The sequence below is a fragment of the Sphingopyxis italica genome, assembly GCF_011926545.1.
In the GTDB taxonomy this organism is placed as follows: domain Bacteria; phylum Pseudomonadota; class Alphaproteobacteria; order Sphingomonadales; family Sphingomonadaceae; genus Sphingopyxis; species Sphingopyxis italica.
On the sequence record NZ_JAATIT010000001.1, the window covers coordinates 914,731 to 934,485 of the forward strand.

Sequence of the window (19,755 nt, forward strand, 5' to 3'; positions counted from 1 at the left end):
AGTTCCTTTCTCAAGGGCGCAATAAATAGGGACAGTCCCTATTTATGCCCGGTGACAATCGAATTGCGGGATCGCATTTCGCATAAATAGGGACTGTCCCTATTTATTGCTCGCGCCGCCGTCAGAGCTTGCGCCCGATCAATTCCTTCATGATCTCGTTCGTGCCGCCGAAGATGCGCGTCACGCGCGCGGCGCGCCAGGCGCGGGCGATCGGATATTCGTTCATATAACCCGCGCCGCCATGCAGCTGGAGGCATTTGTCCATCACTTCCCACTGGAGGTCGGTGTGCCACAGCTTTGCCGCGGCGCCCTCCTCGGGGGTCAATTCCTTCTTCATGTGACGCGCGAGCGCCCAGTCGAGATGCGCCCAGCCGACCTGCAACTTGGCCTTCAGGTCGGCAAGCACGAAGCGGCTGTTCTGGAAATCGAGGATCGGCTTGCCGAACGCCTTGCGGTCGCGCGCAAATTCGACCGTGTCGTCGAAGGCGCGCTGCGCCGATGCCTGCGCCGATACCGCGATCGACAGGCGTTCCTGCGGCAGTTCGCTCATCAGATAGATGAAGCCCTTGCCCTCTTCGCCGAGGCAGTTGGTGATCGGCACGCGCACATCGTTGAAGAACATCTCCGATGTATCGGCTTCGTCCTGCCCGATCTTGTCGAGGTTGCGGCCGCGTTCATAGCCGTCGCGGTCGGCCTCGACGAGGACGATCGACACGCCCTTCCACGCCGGCTCGACCTCGGTATCGGTCTTGACGCAGACAAGGATCAGGTCGGCGTTCTGACCGTTGGTGATATATGTTTTCGACCCGTTGATGACGTAGTGATTGCCGTCCTTCTTCGCGGTCGTGCGCATTCCCTGAAGGTCGCTGCCGGTGCCCGGTTCGGTCATCGCGATCGCGGTGATCACCTCCCCCGAGACCATCTTGGGCAGCCAGTGCTTCTTCTGCTCTTCGCTGCCATATTTGACGATATAGGAGGTGACGATATCCGACTGGAGCGAAAAGCCCGTGGTGGCGCGGCCGTAATAGGCGCTTTCCTCGTCGACGATCGCATTATAGCCGAAGTCGAGGCCGAGCCCGCCATATTCTTCGGGCACCGTGGGGCACAGCATGCCGAGCTCGCCCGCCTTGGGCCAGATCGACTTGGGAACGATCTTGTCCTCGGCCCATTGCGCCGCGTTCGGCGCGACTTCCTTTTCGAGGAACTGGCGCACGGTCGCGCGAAACGCCTCATGATCATCGGTGTAGGCGGACCGCGAGAGACTATCGAGCGACATGATGTTCCTTTCCTGTGGGCGGCCCAACGCGAGCGGGGAGTCGACCGCAACTTTCCCGGCCAAGAGACCTTACGTTTACGTCCACGTCAAGCAGAAAGACGCTACGGCATGAGACTCTATTCGTCGCCGCTTCATCTTTCCTCGTCATCCCGGCGAAGGCCGGGATCTCGCCCTCTCGGAATGACGCACCGGCGAGATCCCGTCCTTCGCCGGGATGACGACTTGAAGAAGGAAATGTCACGCACCACGCCGACGGCGCGCTCCAAACCTCCCCGGAGCGCCGAATAGGTTTGCAGCCGCTGGGCAGCATCGCCCGCCCGCGCTAAGATCCTGCGCATGGTCCAACTGCTCCTCGACGCCCGCGCCCTGCTCGGCGAATCGCCCGTCTGGCACACCGCCGAAGCCCGCCTCTATTGGGTCGATATCGACGGCCGCAAAATCCATCGCACCGATCCCGCGACCGGGGCCGACGAGGTCATGGAACTCGCCGAACAGGTCGGCTGCATCGCGCCGCGCGCGTCGGGCGGGCTCGTCGCGGCGCTCGAAAATGGCTGCGCGCTGATCGACGCATGGGGCGCGGCGCCGCGCCCCTTCGGCCCGGCGGTACTCGCGGACAAGCCCGAGCAGCGGTTCAACGACGGGCGCGTCGATGCCCTCGGCCGGCTGTGGGTCGGCAGCCTGACGAGCGACAAGGCACATCCGGCAGCGACGCTCTACCGGCTCGATCCCGACGGATCGCTGACCGAAATCTTTGGACGGTTGACGACGAGCAACGGCGCGGCGTTCAGCCCCGATGGCGCCACCTTCTATCACGCCGACACGCCGACGCACGCGATCCGCGCCTATGACGTCGACATGACCGCCGGGGCGCTGAGCCATGGCCGCGTCTTCCACCAGTTCGAGCATGGCAACGGCCGTCCCGACGGCGCCGCGGTCGATGCCGAGGGCTGTTACTGGTCGGCGCTGTGGGACGGGTGGCGCGTCGCGCGCTTCTCGCCCGCGGGCGAATTGCTCCAGACCGTCGAATTGCCGGTGCAGCGCCCGACGATGATCGCGTTCGGCGGGCCGGATTTGAAGACGGCGTTCGTCACCAGCGCGGGCAAGAATCTGACCGACGAGGAGCGCGCGCGCCAGCCGCACGCGGGCGGCGTGTTTGCTTTCGGCGTCGACGTCCCCGGCCTGATTCAGCAGGAATTTGGCGCCTAGGCACCTTGCACCCCCCCGTCATCTCCGGTTAAGACGGCCCCTGACATGGTTTCATCCGAAACCTTATCCTCCGGGGAGATATGCTTATGCCGCGCAGCGCGCAGCCTTTCGTCCGTCCTTTGTCGATCCTGCTTGCATCCACCGCGATGATGGCGGGTTATAGCCAGATGAGCATCGCAACCGCCGCCGAACCGACCGCCGCCGCTCAGCCGGCCGCCACCGTCCCCGCGGGCGCGAACCCGCTGCTCCAGCCCTGGACCGGTCCCTATGAAGGGGTGCCGCCGTGGGACAAGATGGACCCCGAGCTGTTCCCCGACGCCTTCACCAAGGGCATGGCCGAAACCAAGGCGCAGGTGCAGGCGGTGATCGACAATCCCGAGGCGCCGACATTCGAGAATACGCATGTCCCGATGATGCTCGCTGGCGACACGATGGACCGCATCTTCGCGATGTGGGGCGTCCAGACGTCGAACAAGTCGAGCGACCGCGTCGAGGATATCGACGCCGAATGGAGCCCCAAGCTCACCACCTTCTACACCGAGTTGTTCCTCGATCCGAAGCTCTTCGCGCGCTACAAGGCGGTGTACGACAAGCGCAATTCGAGCGGGCTCGACGCGCAGCAGATCCGCATCGTCGAGCGCAGCTATGACGAGATGGTGCGCGACGGCGCCAACCTGTCGCCCGCCGACAAGACGAAGCTCGTCGCGATGAATTCGAAGCTCGAAGGCCTGTTCTCGGCCTTCTCGTCGAAGCTGCTCGGCGACGAGAAGCTCTATAGCTTCGTCACCGACAAGGCCGAGCTCGCGGGGCTCGAGCCCGGCTTCGTGGCTTCGCTGGCGGCGGCCGCCGAAGCCAATGGCAAGCCCGGCCAGTGGGCGATCAAGAACACCCGCTCGTCGGCGCAGCCGGTGCTGCAGAACGCGACCAACCGCGCGCTGCGCGAAAAGGTTTACAAGGCGTTCGTCAGCCGCGGCGACAATGGCGACGCGAACGACACCAATGCGACGATCGCCGAGATATTGAAGCTGCGCCAGCAGCGCGCCGAACTGCTCGGTTTCCCCACCCACGCGCATTACCGCATGGCCGACACGATGGCGAAGACCCCCGAGGCCGCGATGGGGCTGATGATGAAGGTCTGGCCCGCCGCGGTCGCGCGCGTCAAGGAAGAGGTCGCCGACATGCAGGCGATCGCCGACGCCGAAGCGAAGGCGAACAAGACGCCGAAGATCACCATCGAGCCCTGGGACTATCGCTTCTATGCCGAGAAGGTCCGCAAGGCGAAATACGACCTCGATGAAAGCGAAGTGAAGCCGTACCTCCAGCTCGACAAGCTGGTCGACGGCATGTTCTGGTCGGCGGGGCAACTATATGACCTCGGCTTTAAGGAGAACACCGGCACGATCCCGGTGTTCGATCCCAAGGTCCGCACCTTCGAGGTCTATAACCTCAAGACGAACGAGAATGTCGGCGTCTTCTACCTCGACAATTTCGCGCGCGACGGCAAAAGGTCGGGCGCGTGGATGACGACCTATCGCAGCCAGCAGACGCTGGGCGGCGAGCGCAACGTCCTCGCGTCGAACAATAATAATTTCACCGAAGCCGCGAAGGGCGGACCCACGCTGATCAGCATCGACGACGCGACGACCCTGTTCCACGAATTCGGCCACGCGATCCATTATCTGCTCCAGCAGGTCAACTATCCGGCGCTCGCCGGGGTGCCGCGCGACTTCGTCGAATATCCGAGCCAGGTGAACGAGAATTGGCTGATGACCCCCGAAGTGCTGTCGAAATATGCGACGCACTACAAGACGGGGGCGCCGATGCCGCAGGCGCTGGTCGACAAGATCCTCGCGTCGAACAAGTTCAACCAGGGGTTCGACACGGTCGAATATCTGGCGAGCGCGATCGTCGACATGAAGCTTCACGACCGCAAGACCCCGCCGACCGACGTCGACAAGTTCGAGCGCGAGACGCTGGCCGAAATCGGCATGCCGAAGGAAATCGTGATGCGGCACCGCCTGCCGCAGTTCGGCCATCTGTTCAGCTCGGACGCCTATTCGGCGGGCTATTACAGCTACCTCTGGTCCGAAACGATGGACGCCGACACCTGGGCGGCCTTCACCGAAGCGGGCGGTCCGTGGGATCGCAGCGTCGCCGACAAGTTCCGCACCATATTGTTGATGACCGGCAACGAGACCGACCGCGCCGAAGCCTATCGCGCTTTCCGCGGCCGCGATCCCGATGTGAAGGCGCTGCTGGCGAAGCGCGGTTTTCCGACCGAGTGAGGCGAACGACACCAACGCGGCAAAGGGGGCGATTTCGCCCCCTTTGTTTATCTTAATTCGCCTTGTTCTTCATGCTCAGGGCTGCGAACAAATGTCCGGTCGACAGCGTTCCTGTACGGAGTTTCCACTCGGGAGCGATCCGCGCCAGGAAATAGTGCCAGCTCTCCGGACTCCAGAAGTTGATGTGGCCCGCGTAGGAATCAAACTCCGCATGATATTCCTTGGCGGGAAATTGATCCCTCCGCCCATCGGGAACCGTCAATATGAGCGTCCCGGTAGCCGACACAATATCGAGCAGACGCCGGACAACCGCTTCGGGATCGACCGTGTGCTCCAGCACTTCCATCAGGAACACCACGTCGTAGCGCGATGACCGGGGAAGGTCCGAGAGCGCGCTGAAGAATAGTTCGGCGTCGGGGCAGGCGCGTTTGGCCATCGCGAGCTTCACATCGCTGATATCGCATCCGAAGAGGGAGGTTTCCTTGTATCTTGCGTGCATGAGGCGCAGGAGGCACCCCGCGTGGCACCCGATGTCCAGAACGCGCTTGCCCGCGATTTCGACGTCTTCGGCATCGCATTGATCAAGCAGAAGGCGAGCCATCGCAAGACGGTCCGCATCGAAGTAATTCTCAAGAAATTCCGGCGTCGGCCACTCTCCGGTCAGCGCGTTGTGCTGCACCACCGGGAGAATCTCATGGAGCAAGCTGGCAGAATTGCGCGCATCGGCTGCGACCGGCCGATACCGCACGTCGGATTCCGACCTTACAATCCGGTAGCCGCGACGCGCGAACATGGATTGAACCAGTTTTTTGCCCTGGAGCATCTGTCCTCCTTCGCGCCCGAGCGCGTCAGTTGTGGAAGTCCGAAATCCTATATGCTTCGATGCTGCCGCAGCCAGCCGCCATGGGCAACCACACCGATGGCCACACATCCCGGTCTAAACACGATCGGGCCCGACTTCGGCCGGGTGCCAGCTTTTCCCAACGCAAAACCGACATGCGCGTCTGTTCGCTCGAATCCCGATTGACCTCCATCCGATTCGATATAAATATGATATTATAATTATATCGAGTGATTCGGAGGGCAAAATGGTCGAAACAGGGACTCCCGCGCTGAACCGCAGTCGCGAGACGCGCGCCAATACGCAGAGCGGCTATCTGATGCTGTTCATCTGGTTGGCGCTGCTAGGGCTGGCCGCCTGGGCGGGGATCAGCAACGCCAATTCCGAGGTGATGGTCGCGTGGAAATGGGCGCTGGTGGTGGGCGCGGGCATCGTCGGCCTGCTCATCCTGTGCGGTTTCTACCTGATTAACCCGAACGAAGCCGCCGCGATCCAGCTGTTCGGCGCGTATAAGGGCACCGATCGCGAGGAAGGGCTGCGCTGGGTGCTGCCGTGGCTGACGCGCAAGAAGATCGCGGTGCGCGCGAACAATGTGATTTCGGACAAGATCAAGGTCAACGACCTGCGCGGCAACCCGATCGAGATGGCGGCGCAGGTCGTGTGGCGCGTCACCGATACCGCGCAGGCGCTGTTCGACGTCGACGATTACAAGGAATTCGTGATGGCGCAGATCGAGGCCGCGGTGCGCTCGATCGGCTCGCGCTATCCCTATGACGATATCGAACATCAGGAAGTGACGCTGCGCGGCAACCATGACGAGGTCGGGGTCGAGCTCAGGAAGGCGCTGATCGAACGGCTGACCGTCGCGGGCATCACCGTCGACGAATGCGGGCTGACCCACCTCGCCTATGCGCAGGAAATCGCGGGCGCGATGCTGCGCCGGCAACAGGCCGAAGCGGTGATCGCGGCGCGCAAGAAGCTGGTCGAGGGCGCGGTGACGATGGTCGAAATGGCGCTGACCCAATTGTCCGAAAAGGGCGTGATCGACCTCGACGACGAGCGCAAGGCGGTGATGGTGTCGAACCTGATGGTCGTGCTGTGCGGCGAACGCGATACGCAGCCGGTGGTGAACGCCGGGTCGCTCTATTGAGCTGGAATGATGGCTGCATCCGCCAAGAAAGCCTTCGCCCTCCGTCTCGATCCGGCGCTCTTCGCCGCAATCGAGCGGATGGCCGCCGCCGAGTTGCGTAGCGCCAACGCCGAGATCGAGGTTTTGCTGCGCGAGGCGCTGGCGCGGCGCGGGGTGAGCGTCAAGCCGCCGACCCCGGCCCGGCGAGGCCGCCCCGCCAAGGAGAACTGACATGCTGCACCTGTTCATGCAAAAAGGCCCGTGGTTCCGGCAGAAAAGCCGCGGCTATGGCACGGGGCTCCCGATCGTCTGGCAGGGATGGGTGCTGCTGTCGGCACACATCGCGCTGATTGCCGGGCTGGCGGTGCTGCTGCAGGGGCGGCCGGTGCTGATGACGATCGCGGTCATACTCGCGGCGCTCGCCCCGATGCCGATCTATCGCGCCCGGACCGAGGGCGGGTGGCGCTGGCGATGATAAAATGCTGCGTGCCAATTGCTAAAAATGCTCGAAGATACCGCCTGCGCGCCGCGCCCGCTTGCTCCCGACTCGCTTGATGGTTAAGGCCGGTCCATGACCGCCGCACCGCCCCCCGTCCGCATCGCCCCCTCGATCCTCAGCGCCGATTTCGCGAAGCTGGGCGAGGAAGTGCGCGCGATCGAGGCGGCGGGCGCCGACTGGGTGCATATCGACGTGATGGACGGCCATTATGTCCCCAATCTGACGATCGGCCCGGCGGTGGTGAAGGCATTGCGTCCGCATTCGACCCTGCCCTTCGACGTGCATCTGATGATCAGCCCCGTCGATCATTTCCTCGACGCCTTCGCCGCGGCGGGCGCCGACATCATCACCGTCCATCCCGAGGCCGGCCCGCACATCCACCGCACCGTCCAGCACATCAAGTCGCTCGGCAAGCAGGCGGGCGTCTCGCTCAACCCCGCGACGCCCGCGAAGATGCTCGACTATCTGATCGACGACATCGACCTGGTGCTGATTATGAGCGTCAATCCGGGCTTTGGCGGGCAGAGCTTCATTTCGAGCCAGCTCCGCAAGATCGAGGCGGTCAGGAAGATGATCGAGAAGTCGGGCCGCGACATCCGGCTCGAGGTCGACGGCGGCATCGATGCGGGCACCGCGCCGCTCGCGATCGACGCGGGCGCCGATGTGCTGGTGGCGGGCACCGCGACCTTCAAGGGCGGCCCCGATGCCTACGCCGACAATATCCGGCGCCTGCGCGGAGCCTGATCGATGGAGGGGAGACCGCTGACTTCTGCCCCCGCCGACCCGCCGCTCGATTCCGGTGCCGACGCCGCGCCGCTCGATGACACGATCGAACCCGGCAAGCGGCTGATCCGCCTGCCCGCCGACAAGGGGCTGTCGCTCGGCGACCGTGTCGCCAATGCGATCACGCGGCTGACCTGGCGCACCCCGCTGCACGCTTTCCGCCTGAAAGGGCGCTTTCCGCTCAAGCTGCTCGGTGTACCCGCCGACCCGGTGCCGGGCGACGCGCGCGCGGGCACCGCGATCCGCGCCGGGCATTTCCTGCACCGCGGATTGAAACTGCCGCTCGGTGAGCTCGATTTCGCGGCGCTGAACGTCGCGCCCCCCTTTGCCGACTATCTCCACAGCTTCGCCTGGCTGCGCGACCTCGCCGCGACGGGCACGCGCGCCGACGGCGTCCCGATCGCCGAAGCCGTCGTGCGCCACTGGCTCGGCACGCATGGCGAAACGGTGAGCGAGCCCGCGTGGAAGGCCGACAACACCGCGTGGCGCATCCTGTTCTGGGCGAGCCACGCGCCGCTGATCCTGTCGTCGAGCGACCTCGTCTATCGCTCGGCGGTGCTCAACCATCTCGCGCGCGCCGCGCGCCACCTCGACCGCGTCGCCGACAAGACGCGGCCGGGCACGGGGCAGATGGTCGCGTGGGTCGGCATCGTCGCCGCGTCGCTCCTCATGCCCGGCGGCGAGCCGCGGCAGGTGTTCGGCGAGGCGGGGCTGCGCAAGGTGCTCGAGACGAGCTTCTACGCCGATGGCGGCAACATCTCGCGCTCGCCGCAGGCGCAGCTCGACGCGGTCATGGCGCTGTCGATGCTCGCGAGAATATATGACATGCGCCGTATCGAGGTGCCGCCCTTCGTCCAGGAAGTGCTCGCGCGCGCGGTTCCGGCGCTGCTCGGCCTCGTCCACAGCGACGGCGGCATGGGCAGCTGGCAGGGCAGCGGCGCGACCTCCGCCGCCACTGTGCAGGCGATCGTCAATGCCAGCGGGGTCCGGACGCGGCCGCTCAAGCAGGCGCGCGACTGGGGGTATCAGCGGCTCGTCGCGAACAAGGTCGTGCTGCTCGCCGACGCGGCGCCGCCCCCCATTGCCCGCGTGACCGAGGCGGGCTGCGCCTCGACGCTCGCCTTCGAACTCAGCGACGGCGACGAGCGCATCGTCGTCAATTGCGGCGGCGCGGCGCTGACCGGCGCGACGATCCCCGCCGACCTTGCGCGCGGCCTCCGCACCACCGCGGCGCATTCAACGCTGACGCTCGGCGACAGCAATTCGACCGCGATCCTCGCCAACGGCTCGCTCGGCAAGGGGGTGACCGAGGTCGAGCTCGACCGGCGCGAGACGCCGCAGGGCAGCCGCGTCGAGATGAGCCATGACGGCTATGCGCGGCGCCACGGGCTGATCCACCGCCGCCTCTTGATCCTCTCGCCCAACGGGCGCGAGCTGCGCGGCGAGGACATGCTGCTTCCCGCCCCGCGTACGCGGCGCAAGGGCGACAAGGGCTTCACGATGCGCTTTCACCTCGGGCGCAATATTTCGGCGAGCCTGACCGCCGACAAGCTGGGCGCGCTGCTGCGCGTGGGCGGCGGGCCTTTGTGGCAATTCCGCACCTCCGAAGGCACGCTCGACATCGAGCAGAGCCTGTGGGTCGACGGCGAAGGCCGCCCGCATCCGACCGAACAGCTCGTCGTCACCGGCAATGCGCCAGCGGGCGGCGCGAGCGTGGGGTGGATCTTCAAGCACATCGGCTGACGATTCAGCCCATTGACGAGACAGGATTATCGCAGCCGATGCCCAAGGGACTGAACATCGGCTGCGGGACAGTTCAGAAGGCGTAGCGCGCCATCAGCTGGAACACCGGCCCCGCCTTTTCGCTTTCGAGTTCATATTCATCGAGATCGCGCGCCTGCTGATCCGCGAGATTGTCGAATTTGTTGAACGTCTCGCGCTTCTGGCCGTTCAGCAGGTTCGACCCGACCGCGCGGATCGTGAAATTGCCGCCGATCCGCTTTTCGACGAAGATTTCGAGGTCGGCGCCATAGGTGGTGCGGATTTCCTCGCCGATCACGCGGTCATAGGCCGCGCCCTGCTTGCGGTGCGTTGCGCCGAACGCCACGCCCCACGACGGGATGTCCTGGATGAAGCCGATATTATAGACATAGTCCGACTGGCCGTTGAAGCGGCGCTTGCCGAAGACGTCGTCGATCTCGCTGTCGAGCCACGACACATTGCCGAAGATGCCGGTATTGGGAAGACCGATGAAACCAAGGTCGGTCGACAGGTCGAATTCGACGCCATAGACCTTGCCGTCGCCGACATTCAGCGGCTGGTAGATGAAGGTGCCCTCGCCTTCCGACCCTTCTTCGCCCGTGTTCACCAGCTCGATAAGGTTGGTGATGTCGCGGTAGAAGAAATTGATTCCCGCGACGCCGGTGCGGCCGATGCGGCGTTCGTAGCCGACATCGACGCCCCACGACATTTCGGGCGCGAGGAACGGATTGCCGAGCAGGTCGCTGTCGCCGACTTCCTCTTCGAGCCGCGCGGGCGAGATATAGTTGAAGTCGGGGCGGCGGTTGGTGCGCGCGACCGACGCGGTGATGCGATCGCGCGGCGTCAGGTCGAACTTGATCGACGCCGAGGGCAGCCATTTTTCATAGTCGTTGTCGACCGCCAGAATAGCGTCGGGATCGCTGAAATCGGCGATGTCGAGCTTGGTCGTTTCATAACGGATGCCCGCTTCCCATTTCAGCCCGCCCGACTTGCCCTGCACCAGCGCGAAGCCGTCGAGGCGCCGTTCCTCGATCCGGTTGAGGCCGCCCGCCGTCGGTTCGAGCGGATCGAAGGGCGAGACGAGGTCGTCGGGGTTGTCGGCGAACTGGTCGTAGCTGGTTTCGAGTTCCGGAAACTCCGCTTCGCCGTCGGCGTCGAGGATCGCGGTGTTGCGCTTCTTCTTCTGATAATAGCCCCCGGCGACGAACTGGATGTCGTTGCCGAGCTCGATTTCATGGTCGAGCTTTACCGTGAATTCCTTGTCGACGAGGTCGGTCGCGGTGAAGACCTGTTCGAACACCGGCACTTCGCCTTCATCGAAATCGACGTCGAAGTCGATCTGGTTCTCGGTCTCGCGCTGCTTGTCGTCGAAGCGCGCGAAACCGACCTTCAGCGCGGTCTTGCCGAGCGTCCATTCGTGCGACAATTTCGCGTCGATGCTGTAATTTTCCTGATCGATCGCGTTCACATTGCTGTTGTCGCTGATCAGGTTGCCGGCCGGCAGCGGCCCGGTGATCGCGGCCGGATCGTCATATTCGAAGCTGCGCTCGGTCTCGCTGCGGTCGGTGCGGACATAGAAGCCCGAGATGCGGAAATCGGTGGTGTCTCCGTCGATTTCATAAGTCGCGTTCGCCGAATAATCCTTTCCGTCGCGCGTGTCGCTCTGGTCCTCGCGATTGTCGAAATCATCGACCGCGTAATCGGGGTTATTCTCGGGCGAGTCGCCGTAGCGGAGCGAGGATTTCCGCTTCGGATTATGGCGTCCCTGAAGGTTCAGGCCGACGAGCAGGCGGCCGGGGCCGACCGCGCCGCCATAGACGAGGCCGAGGCTGGGTTCGAGTTCCTTGTCGTCGAAATAGAGCCCGCCCGCGCGGACATAGCCGCCGTCGAGTTCATAGCCGTCGCGCAGCTGGATGTTGATCGTGCCCGCGACCGCGTCGCCGGTGCGGCGCGCCGACGACGAACGGACGATCTCGACGCGGTCGATCAGCTCGGCCGGAATACGGTCCATGAAGAAGCTGCGGTCGTTGTTCGTGCCGGGCACGCGCTCGCCGTTGATCAGGATCTGCGTATAGCCGGGCGCAAGGCCGCGGAGCCGCGCGCCGTCGCTTTCAATGACGTCGGAGAGGAAGGTCACCGACGGCACGCGCTTCAGCGCGTCGCCGGCGGTCAGCGGCTCGAAACGCTGAAAGAATTCGCTATCGTACGAAAGGACGGGCTCGGCCTCTTCGCTGCGGTTGCGGTAGCCGACGCTGCCGAGGACGACGATTTCCTGCGAGGTCGTGATCGGACCGTCGCCGCGATCCTCTTCGGCGACCGGGATCGGCGCATCCTGCGCGGCGGCGGGGGCGGGGGCGGCGGCGAGCGCCGCGGCAAGGGCGAGAGCGGCGGCGGAGTGCAGGCTGAACGTGCGAATCATATCGTAGACCCCCTTTGATGGTTGCCGGGCCTCTAGGGGGGACGTGTGACAGTTTGCGGCGCGCTCTGTGACGTATTGGTGACCGTTAAGTGACGGAAATATTGTGGTATTGACGCCGGATAATTTTGCTGGAACGGGACGCGGCGCATCTGGAAGCAGGGGAAGAAATCATGTCCGCCATCCGCAATGCGAAGCGTCTGTCGTCGCTCGCTCTTGCAATCGCGCTCGCCGGCTGCGCCGCGAGCGCGCCGACGATCAGCGGCCTGCCGCCGGTGCCGGTGACCGCGAGCGGCGAGACGCAGCCCGTCGGCACGAACCGTGCCGACGCCGCCGACGATCCGGCGATCTGGGTCGATCCCGCGAATCCGAACCGCGCTTTGATCGTCGCGACCGACAAGAAGGCGGGGCTGCACGTCTATGATCTTGCGGGCAAGGACATCGCCTTCACGCAGGCGGGCCTCGTCAACAATGTCGACGTCGCGGGCGACATCATCGTCGCGAGCGACCGCAACGACGGGGTGAATGCGCATCTCGCGGTGTTCCGCCTCGACGCGGCCAAGCCCGCGATCGTGCCGCTCGGCCGCGCGGCGGCGGGGACGGGCGAAGCCTATGGTCTTTGCCTCAAGAAAAGCGCGACGGGGCAGCCGATCACCGCGGCGCTGATCGTCAAGGATGGGACGGTGCGCGTCGGCACGCTGACGATCGAGGGCACACCGAGCTTTGCTGTGGAGTGGGAGCACAAGATCGCGACCCAGTCCGAAGGCTGCGTCTTCGACGGCGCGACGCTCTATGTCGGCGAGGAAGTCGGCGGCATCTGGGAATTGAAACCGAACGGCAGCGCCGCGACCGCGCGCCTTGTCGCTCCCGTCGACAACCAGCGCCTCGTCGCCGACGTCGAAGGCCTTGCGACGATCGATCACAAGGGCCAGCGTTACCTGATCGCATCGAGCCAGGGCGACAATAGCTATGCGGTCTTCCGCCTGCCGGGCGTCGATTATGTCGGGCGCTTCGCGGTGGCGGCGGGCGCGTTCGGCGCGACGAGCGAGACCGACGGAATCGAGGCGGTCGCGGGCAATTTCGGCCCCGCCTATCCCGACGGCCTCTTTCTGGCGCAGGACGGCGACAATGCGCCGCTGGCGCAGAATTTCAAGCTGGTGCGCTGGGACCGGATCGCGGCGGCATTGGGCTTGTAATAGATTCGCGCAGAGAACGCGGAGATTTTGGTTCACGCGGAGACGCGGAGGCGCGGAGAAAGGAAAAATAGGCGGCTTCGCCGCTCCATCTCTCTCTCTTGCTCTGCGCTCTCTGCGCCTCTGCGCGAATATTCTTCTCCGCGCCTCCGCGTCTCCGCGTGAACCTTTCAAACGGTTGCCGAATGGGCTCCGCCGGACTAGGGGAGCCGCGTCATCCCATCGCCAGCCGAGGCCCTCCCAAATGACCGACCTGATTCCCGTCCGCCGCGCTCTGCTGTCCGTCAGCGACAAGGCGGGGCTCGCCGAGCTTGCCGCCGCGCTCGTCCGTCACGGCGTCGAGCTGGTTTCGACCGGCGGCACCGCGAAGGCGCTGCGCGAGGCGGGGCACACGGTTCTCGACGTGTCGGACCTCACCGGCTTTCCCGAGATGATGGACGGCCGCGTCAAGACGCTGCACCCGACGGTGCACGGCGGCATCCTCGCGGTGCGCGACGACGCGGCGCATGTCGCATCGATGGAGCAGCATGGCATCGGCGCGATCGATCTGGTGGTCGTCAACCTCTATCCCTTCGCCGCAACGGTCGCCAAGGGCGCGGCGCGCGACGAGGTGATCGAGAATATCGACATCGGGGGCCCCGCGATGGTGCGCTCGTCGGCGAAGAACCATGCCTTCGTCAATATCGTCACCGAACCCGAGGATTATGCGGCGGTGATCGCCGAAATGGACGCCAAGGGCGGCGCGACCACCCTCGCCCTGCGCAAGCGGCTCGCCGCAACCGCCTTCGGGCACACCGCGACCTATGACAGCATGATCGCGCAGTGGTTCGCCTTCGCCGATCAGGGCAAGATGTTCCCCGAAACGCTGCCGCTGACCGCGAAGCTCGCCAATGAGCTGCGCTATGGCGAGAATCCGCACCAGAAGGCGGCGCTCTACCTGCCCGCCGGCCCCGCCGCGCGCGGGATCGCGCAGGCCGAACAGGTGCAGGGCAAGGAGCTGAGCTATAACAATATCAACGACGCCGACGCCGCGCTCGAACTGGTCGCCGAATTCCGCGAGGCCGATCCGACCTGCGTCATCGTCAAGCACGCCAACCCGTGCGGCGTCGCGAGCGCGGCGACGATCGCCGAGGCCTATGACGCGGCGCTGAAATGCGACGATGTGTCGGCATTCGGCGGCATCATCGCGGTCAATCGGCCGCTCGACGGCGCGACCGCCGAGCTGATCAGCGGCATTTTCACCGAGGTCGTCTGCGCCCCCGACGCCGACGCAGACGCGCGCGCGGTGTTCGCGAAAAAGAAGAATCTTCGCCTGCTGCTGACGGGCGAGCTCCCCGATCCGGCGCGCGGCGGGCTGATGATGAAGACGATCGCCGGCGGCTGGCTCGCGCAGAGCCGCGACAATGGGCGGATCGGCGTGTCAGACCTGAAGGTCGTCACCGATCGCGCGCCGACCGACGAGGAGCTGACCGACGCGCTGTTCGCGTGGACCGTCGCCAAGCATGTGAAGTCGAACGCGATCGTCTATGCCAAGGGCGGGTCGACCGCAGGCATCGGCGCCGGCCAGATGAACCGCCGCGACAGCGCGCGCATCGCCGCGGTGAAGGCGCGGGAAGCCGCCGAGAGCCACGGCTGGGCCAAGGCCCGCACCGTCGGCAGCGCGGTCGCGAGCGACGCCTTCTTCCCCTTCGCCGACGGCTTGCTGGCGGCGGTAGAGGCGGGCGCGACCTGCGTGATCCAGCCGGGCGGCTCGATCCGCGACGACGAGGTGATCGCGGCGGCGAACGAAGCGGGACTCGCGATGGTTTTCACCGGCATGCGCCATTTCCGGCATTGATCGCCGCGCCTCCGCCGACCCCGCGCCGACAAGGACCAGCATGACCGCCACACCCCGCAACAAGTCCATGATCCAGAATCTCTACAACTGGACCATGGAGAAATCCGCGCACCCGCATGCCGAATATTGGCTGGCGCTGGTCTCCTTCATCGAAGCAAGCTTCTTCCCGATCCCGCCGCATCCGATGCTGGGGCTGATGTGCCTCGCCAATCCGAAGAAGGCGGTGCGCTATGCGATCATCTGCACGTTCGCCTCGGTCGCGGGCGGGATGCTGGGCTACCTGATCGGTTTCTTCCTCTATGAAAGCGTCGGACTGGCGCTGCTCGGCGCGCTCGGGCTGACCGACGCCTTTCCGCCGGCCGCCTGCTATTTGCGCGAATATGGCGCCGAGATCATATTGATCAAAGGCGCGACGCCGATCCCGTTCAAGCTGCTGACGATCACCGCCGGCTTCATCCACATGAGCTTCTGGACCTTTTTGTGGGCGAGCCTCGCGAGCCGGGCCTTTTCCTTCCTGCTCGTGGGGATTTTGTTCCGGCTGTTCGGGGCGCCGATCAAGGCGTTCATCGACAAATATCTGATCTGGGTCACCGGCGCGTTTCTGGTCGCGGTGGTCGCGGGTTTCCTAGCGATCGGGGCGCTGTCGGGTGAGGGTCAGTCGAAGGAAGCCGACAAGTGCAGCGGCGCGACGCTGGAGAGCATCGGGCTGGATCGGAAATAACGCCATAACCCAACCCCGTTCGTGCTGAGCTTGTCGAAGCACCGTCCTTTTCTTCCGCGGCGCCGAGAGAAAGAACGGCCCTTCGACAAGCTCAGGGCAAACGGGTTTTGAGCGGGGCAGTTACTCGTTCGCGGCCGTGTGCAGCCAGTCGGCGTGGCGCGGGGCCTTTTTCGTCTGGCTCCATTCCTCGAGCATCAGCGGCGCGACGCGTTTCAGCTCGGCATATTGCTCGTCGGTGCCGATGTCGCACGCGAGCTCGACGCGATGCCCGTTGGGATCGAAGAAGTAGATCGACTTGAAGATGCCGTGGTGCGTCGGGCCGAGCACGTCGATGCCGTTCGCGGTCAGATGCGCCTTCGCCTGCGTTAGCTCGTCATAGCTGCCGACCTTGAAGGCGAGGTGCTGGACCCATTGCGGCGTATTCTGATCGCGGCCCATGTCGGGCTGGTTGGGCAGCTCGAAAAAGGCGAGAATGTTGCCGTTCCCCGCGTCGAGGAAGACGTGCATATAGGGATCATATTCGCCGGTCGACGGCACATGATCCTCGGCGAAGGCGGTCGTGTAGGTCATGCCGAGCATGCGCTCGTACCAATCGACCGTCTCCTTCGCATCCTTGCAGCGATAGGCGGCGTGGTGGACGCCGCCCAATTTGATCGGGCTCGTCATTCGGCGGGTTCCTCGACGTTCAGCGCTCCGCGGCGAATCTGGTCCATTTCCATCGATTTGAACAGCGCGGTGAAATTGCCCTCGCCGAAGCCTTCATCCTTCTTGCGCTGGATGAATTCGAAGAAGACGGGGCCGATGACGGTCTGGCCGAAAATCTGGAGCAGCAGGCGCGGGTCGCCTTCGGTCGTCGATCCATCGAGCAGGATGCCGCGCGACTGGAGGCCATCGACCGATTCGCCATGGCCCGGAAGCCGCTCTTCGAGCATCTCGTAATAGGTTGCCGGCGGCGACGGCGCGAAGGGATTGCCGAGCGCCTTGAGCTTGTCCCAGGCCGCGTAGAGATCGTCGCAGCTGAATGCGATATGCTGGATACCCTCGCCATTATAGGCGCGCAGATATTCCTCGATCTGGCCCTTGCCGCCTGCACCCTCTTCGTTAAGCGGAATGCGGATCTTGCCGTCGGGGGCGGTCATCGCCTTTGACGTCAGGCCGGTATATTCGCCCTTGATGTCGAAATAGCGGATCTCGCGGAAGCCCGCGATCCGCTCGTAGAAGGCGGCCCAATGCGCCATGCGGCCGCCATAGACATTGTGCGTGAGGTGATCGATCAGCTGCATCCCCGCGCCGACCGGGTGGCGATCGACGCCTTCCTCGTAAACGAAGTCGATGTCGTAGATGCTGAGGTCGCCCTCGGCATTCTTCCCTTCATAGCGGTCGATCAGATAGATGATCGAGCCGCCGATGCCGCGGATCGCGGGGAGGCGGAGTTCCATCGGGCCGGGATTGACCTCGACCGGCTCGGCGCCGCGCGCGACCGCTTCGGCATAGGCTTTGGCCGCATCGCGGACGCGCCAGCCCATGCCGCACGCCGACGGGCCGTGCTCGGCGGCGAAATAGGCCGCGGGCGATTTGGGTTCATAATTGGCGATCAAATTGATGCCGCCCTGGCGCCACAGCTGAACGTCCTTCGAGCGATGGCGCGCGATCAGCGTGAAACCCATCGCTTCGAACACGGGTTCGAGCATGCCCTTCTCCGGCGCCGAAAATTCGACGAATTCAAAGCCGTCGAGGCCCAGCGGATTTTCGAAGAGGTCGGCCATGTCGCATTCCCATCTAGTTTCAATTGAAACTATTATGATGGATCAGAGGCGGGGAGTCAATATTCCCCGCCCCGTCATCCCGGCGAAGGCCGGGATCTCAACGTCGCGTCGATACGCAATGGTGAGACCCCGGCCTTCGCCGGGGTGACGGAAAAGGGGTTACGCAGCTTCGAACGCCTCCAGCGCTTCGCTCGCCGTCACCCAGCGCGCCTCGGCGGCTTCCTGCGCAGCGACGATTTTGCCGCGCCGCTGCGACAATTCGCTCATCGTCAGGCCCTTATATTCGCTTGCCGCGCCCTGCGGGTCGAACATCGCGCGGTCGATAGCGGACAGGACGACCTCATATTTTGCAAGGTCGGCTTCGGCGTCCGAGACGTTTTTCTTGATCTTCGCGGCCGCTTCGCGCGCCGCGGCGGCGGCCTTGCGGTCTTCCTTCCTGTCGGCCTTCGACGCCTTCTCTTTCGCCGGCGCGCCCTTGCCGAGGATGAAGGCGACATAATCGTCCATGCTGCCGTCGAAATCGCGCGCGGTGCCATCGTCGACGAGGACGAGCCGGTCGGCGGTGAGTTCGAGCATGTGGCGGTCGTGGCTGACGATCAGCACCGCGCCGTCGAAGCCGTTCAAAGCCTGCACCAGCGCCTCGCGCGCGTCGACGTCGAGGTGGTTGGTCGGTTCGTCGAGGATCAGGAGGTGCGGCGCGTCGCGCGTGATCAGCGCGAGCGCGAGCCGGGCGCGTTCGCCGCCCGACAGCTTGCCGACCTCGGTGACCGCCTTGTTGCCGGTGAAGCCGAAACGCCCCAATTGCGCGCGCACCGCGCCGGGCGTCTTGCCCGCCATCACGCGCGTCATATGGCCGAGAGGGGTGTCCGACCCGTCGAGTTCCTCGACCTGATATTGAGTGAAATAGCCGACGCGCATCTTGCCCGACGCCGCCATCGCGCCGTCCATCGGCGCGAGCTGTGCCGCGAGCAGGCGCGCGAGCGTCGTCTTGCCGTTGCCGTTGCGGCCCAGGAGCGCGATGCGGTCGTCGGGATCGATGCGCAGATTGAGCCGCGTCAGGATCGGCGCGCCCGGCGTATAGCCGACGCTCGCGAGGTCGAGCGTGATCAGCGGCGGCTTCAGCTCGTCGGGGCTCGGGAAGTCGAAGACGAGGCTCGGGTCTTCCGACACCGCGGCGATCGGCTGCATGCGCGCGAGTTGCTTCGCGCGCGACTGCGCCTGCTTCGCGGTCGAGGCGCGCGCACTGTTGCGCGCGACATAGTCCTGCAGCTTCGCGCGCTGCGCGTCCTGCGCCGCCTTCGCCGCCGCAAGCTGCGCGATGCGCTCGGCGCGCTGGCGCTCGAAATCATTATAACCGCCCGGATAGAGTGTCACCTTGCCGCCCTCCAGATGGAGGATATGGTCGACGACATTGTTGAGCAGGTCACGCTCGTGGCTGATCACGACGAGCTGGCCCGGATAGGCGCGCAGGAAGCTTTCGAGCCACATCGTCGCTTCGAGGTCGAGGTGGTTCGAGGGTTCGTCGAGCAGCAAGAGGTCGGGGTTCGAGAAGAGCAGGGCCGCGAGCGCGACGCGCATCTTCCACCCGCCCGAGAAGCTGTCGAGCGGCTGACCCTGCATCTCTTCGTCGAAACCGAGCCCGATCAGGATGCGCGCCGCGCGCGCGGGCGCGGTATAGGCGTCGATCGCGATCAGCCGTTCGTGGATATCGCCAAGTTTGTCGGGGTCCTGCTCGGTCTCCGAGGCGACGAGCAGCTGCGCGCGTTCGGTATCGGCGGCGAGTACGGTTTCGAACGGGGTCGCACTGCCGCTCGGCGCTTCCTGCGCGATATAGCCGACGCGCGTCTTGCGCGGCATTTCGATGCCGCCCTCGTCGGCTTCGAGCTGGCCGATCATCACCTTCATCAAGGTCGACTTGCCCGCGCCGTTACGGCCGATGAGGCCCGTGCGGCTTTTGCCCGGCAGGCTGGCGCCGGCGCGGTCGAGAATCGTGCGTCCGCCGAGGCGGACCGTGAGGCCATTGATCGTCAACATGGCGGCGC

16 protein-coding genes are annotated in these 19,755 nt (G+C 64.8%); 10 read left to right on the plus strand and 6 right to left on the minus strand.

Translation table 11 applies throughout. The features are described 5' to 3' along the window. Nucleotides 1–121: 121 nt before the first annotated feature. On the minus strand, nt 122–1,276 hold the full coding sequence (locus GGR90_RS04020) for an acyl-CoA dehydrogenase family protein (protein ID WP_167919534.1): 1,155 nt from the start codon (nt 1,274–1,276) through the stop codon (nt 122–124). Between the two features lie 336 nt (nt 1,277–1,612). Between GGR90_RS04020 and GGR90_RS04025 the strand changes: the two genes are divergently transcribed. Together GGR90_RS04025 and GGR90_RS04030 are read left to right on the plus strand one after the other, a co-directional pair. Next, entirely contained in the window at nt 1,613–2,482 is an 870-nt protein-coding gene (locus GGR90_RS04025) for an SMP-30/gluconolactonase/LRE family protein (RefSeq protein ID WP_167919536.1), read from the plus strand. Nucleotides 2,483–2,568: 86 nt separating this feature from the next. Further along, nucleotides 2,569–4,767, plus strand: coding sequence for a M3 family metallopeptidase (locus GGR90_RS04030; protein ID WP_167919538.1), 2,199 nt, complete (start codon nt 2,569–2,571; stop codon nt 4,765–4,767). 52 nt (nt 4,768–4,819) lie between these two features. Here the strand turns inward: GGR90_RS04030 and GGR90_RS04035 are convergent, their stop codons facing one another. Then, on the minus strand, nt 4,820–5,590 hold the full coding sequence (locus tag GGR90_RS04035) for a class I SAM-dependent methyltransferase (RefSeq protein WP_167919540.1): 771 nt from the start codon (nt 5,588–5,590) through the stop codon (nt 4,820–4,822). 265 nt (nt 5,591–5,855) lie between these two features. Between GGR90_RS04035 and GGR90_RS04040 the strand changes: the two genes are divergently transcribed. From GGR90_RS04040 to GGR90_RS04060, 5 genes are all read left to right on the plus strand, one after another. Beyond that, nucleotides 5,856–6,758 (plus strand): SPFH domain-containing protein, encoded by a 903-nt coding sequence (locus tag GGR90_RS04040; RefSeq protein ID WP_167919542.1) that lies wholly within the window; start codon nt 5,856–5,858, stop codon nt 6,756–6,758. A 9-nt stretch (nt 6,759–6,767) separates the two neighbouring features. After that, nucleotides 6,768–6,968 carry a type II toxin-antitoxin system antitoxin gene (locus GGR90_RS04045; protein ID WP_167919544.1) on the plus strand — a complete coding sequence of 67 codons (201 nt, stop codon included), beginning with the start codon at nt 6,768–6,770 and terminating at the stop codon, nt 6,966–6,968. A gap of 1 nt (nt 6,969) precedes the next feature. Further along, on the plus strand, nt 6,970–7,212 hold the full coding sequence (locus GGR90_RS04050) for a hypothetical protein (protein ID WP_167919546.1): 243 nt from the start codon (nt 6,970–6,972) through the stop codon (nt 7,210–7,212). 96 nt (nt 7,213–7,308) lie between these two features. Next, nucleotides 7,309–7,980 (plus strand): ribulose-phosphate 3-epimerase, encoded by a 672-nt coding sequence (gene rpe / locus GGR90_RS04055; protein WP_167919548.1) that lies wholly within the window; start codon nt 7,309–7,311, stop codon nt 7,978–7,980. 3 nt (nt 7,981–7,983) lie between these two features. Continuing rightward, a complete protein-coding gene (locus GGR90_RS04060) occupies nt 7,984–9,762 on the plus strand; it encodes a heparinase II/III family protein (protein ID WP_167919550.1) in 1,779 nt (592 codons plus the stop codon). Nucleotides 9,763–9,835: 73 nt separating this feature from the next. On the opposite strand, the gene GGR90_RS04065 is transcribed toward GGR90_RS04060, so the two are convergent. Beyond that, complete coding sequence (locus GGR90_RS04065; RefSeq protein WP_167919552.1) at nt 9,836–12,199, minus strand: TonB-dependent receptor plug domain-containing protein; 2,364 nt, start codon at nt 12,197–12,199, stop codon at nt 9,836–9,838. A 170-nt stretch (nt 12,200–12,369) separates the two neighbouring features. Between GGR90_RS04065 and GGR90_RS04070 the strand changes: the two genes are divergently transcribed. From GGR90_RS04070 to GGR90_RS04080, 3 genes are all read left to right on the plus strand, one after another. Further along, nucleotides 12,370–13,392: a phytase gene (locus GGR90_RS04070; protein ID WP_167919554.1), complete on the plus strand. Its 1,023-nt coding sequence runs from the start codon at nt 12,370–12,372 to the stop codon at nt 13,390–13,392. 241 nt (nt 13,393–13,633) lie between these two features. Further along, complete coding sequence (purH, locus tag GGR90_RS04075; RefSeq protein WP_167919556.1) at nt 13,634–15,226, plus strand: bifunctional phosphoribosylaminoimidazolecarboxamide formyltransferase/IMP cyclohydrolase; 1,593 nt, start codon at nt 13,634–13,636, stop codon at nt 15,224–15,226. Between the two features lie 67 nt (nt 15,227–15,293). Continuing rightward, nucleotides 15,294–15,947: a YqaA family protein gene (locus GGR90_RS04080; RefSeq protein ID WP_167920807.1), complete on the plus strand. Its 654-nt coding sequence runs from the start codon at nt 15,294–15,296 to the stop codon at nt 15,945–15,947. Between the two features lie 120 nt (nt 15,948–16,067). On the opposite strand, the gene GGR90_RS04085 is transcribed toward GGR90_RS04080, so the two are convergent. The 3 genes from GGR90_RS04085 to GGR90_RS04095 all read right to left on the minus strand — a co-directional run bounded on the left by GGR90_RS04085 (nt 16,068) and on the right by GGR90_RS04095 (nt 19,747). Beyond that, nucleotides 16,068–16,613, minus strand: coding sequence for a VOC family protein (locus GGR90_RS04085; RefSeq protein WP_167919558.1), 546 nt, complete (start codon nt 16,611–16,613; stop codon nt 16,068–16,070). Further along, nucleotides 16,610–17,713: a 4-hydroxyphenylpyruvate dioxygenase gene (gene hppD / locus GGR90_RS04090; protein WP_167919560.1), complete on the minus strand. Its 1,104-nt coding sequence runs from the start codon at nt 17,711–17,713 to the stop codon at nt 16,610–16,612. Before hppD ends, GGR90_RS04085 begins: the two co-directional genes overlap by 4 nt. Before the next feature lie 159 nt (nt 17,714–17,872). After that, nucleotides 17,873–19,747 (minus strand): ABC-F family ATP-binding cassette domain-containing protein, encoded by a 1,875-nt coding sequence (locus GGR90_RS04095; RefSeq protein WP_167919562.1) that lies wholly within the window; start codon nt 19,745–19,747, stop codon nt 17,873–17,875. Between the last annotated feature and the right edge of the window lie 8 nt (nt 19,748–19,755).

What these genes read in the sequence shown, in the direction of transcription:
- GGR90_RS04020 (WP_167919534.1), bottom strand. Translation starts at nt 1,276, where the DNA reads ATGTCGCTCGATAGTCTCTCGCGGTCCGCCTACACCGATGATCATGAG.
- GGR90_RS04025 (WP_167919536.1), top strand. Translation starts at nt 1,613, where the DNA reads ATGGTCCAACTGCTCCTCGACGCCCGCGCCCTGCTCGGCGAATCGCCC.
- GGR90_RS04030 (WP_167919538.1), top strand. Translation starts at nt 2,569, where the DNA reads ATGCCGCGCAGCGCGCAGCCTTTCGTCCGTCCTTTGTCGATCCTGCTT.
- GGR90_RS04035 (WP_167919540.1), bottom strand. Translation starts at nt 5,590, where the DNA reads ATGCTCCAGGGCAAAAAACTGGTTCAATCCATGTTCGCGCGTCGCGGC.
- GGR90_RS04040 (WP_167919542.1), top strand. Translation starts at nt 5,856, where the DNA reads ATGGTCGAAACAGGGACTCCCGCGCTGAACCGCAGTCGCGAGACGCGC.
- GGR90_RS04045 (WP_167919544.1), top strand. Translation starts at nt 6,768, where the DNA reads ATGGCTGCATCCGCCAAGAAAGCCTTCGCCCTCCGTCTCGATCCGGCG.
- GGR90_RS04050 (WP_167919546.1), top strand. Translation starts at nt 6,970, where the DNA reads ATGCTGCACCTGTTCATGCAAAAAGGCCCGTGGTTCCGGCAGAAAAGC.
- rpe (WP_167919548.1), top strand. Translation starts at nt 7,309, where the DNA reads ATGACCGCCGCACCGCCCCCCGTCCGCATCGCCCCCTCGATCCTCAGC.
- GGR90_RS04060 (WP_167919550.1), top strand. Translation starts at nt 7,984, where the DNA reads ATGGAGGGGAGACCGCTGACTTCTGCCCCCGCCGACCCGCCGCTCGAT.
- GGR90_RS04065 (WP_167919552.1), bottom strand. Translation starts at nt 12,199, where the DNA reads ATGATTCGCACGTTCAGCCTGCACTCCGCCGCCGCTCTCGCCCTTGCC.
- GGR90_RS04070 (WP_167919554.1), top strand. Translation starts at nt 12,370, where the DNA reads ATGTCCGCCATCCGCAATGCGAAGCGTCTGTCGTCGCTCGCTCTTGCA.
- purH (WP_167919556.1), top strand. Translation starts at nt 13,634, where the DNA reads ATGACCGACCTGATTCCCGTCCGCCGCGCTCTGCTGTCCGTCAGCGAC.
- GGR90_RS04080 (WP_167920807.1), top strand. Translation starts at nt 15,294, where the DNA reads ATGATCCAGAATCTCTACAACTGGACCATGGAGAAATCCGCGCACCCG.
- GGR90_RS04085 (WP_167919558.1), bottom strand. Translation starts at nt 16,613, where the DNA reads ATGACGAGCCCGATCAAATTGGGCGGCGTCCACCACGCCGCCTATCGC.
- hppD (WP_167919560.1), bottom strand. Translation starts at nt 17,713, where the DNA reads ATGGCCGACCTCTTCGAAAATCCGCTGGGCCTCGACGGCTTTGAATTC.
- GGR90_RS04095 (WP_167919562.1), bottom strand. Translation starts at nt 19,747, where the DNA reads ATGTTGACGATCAATGGCCTCACGGTCCGCCTCGGCGGACGCACGATT.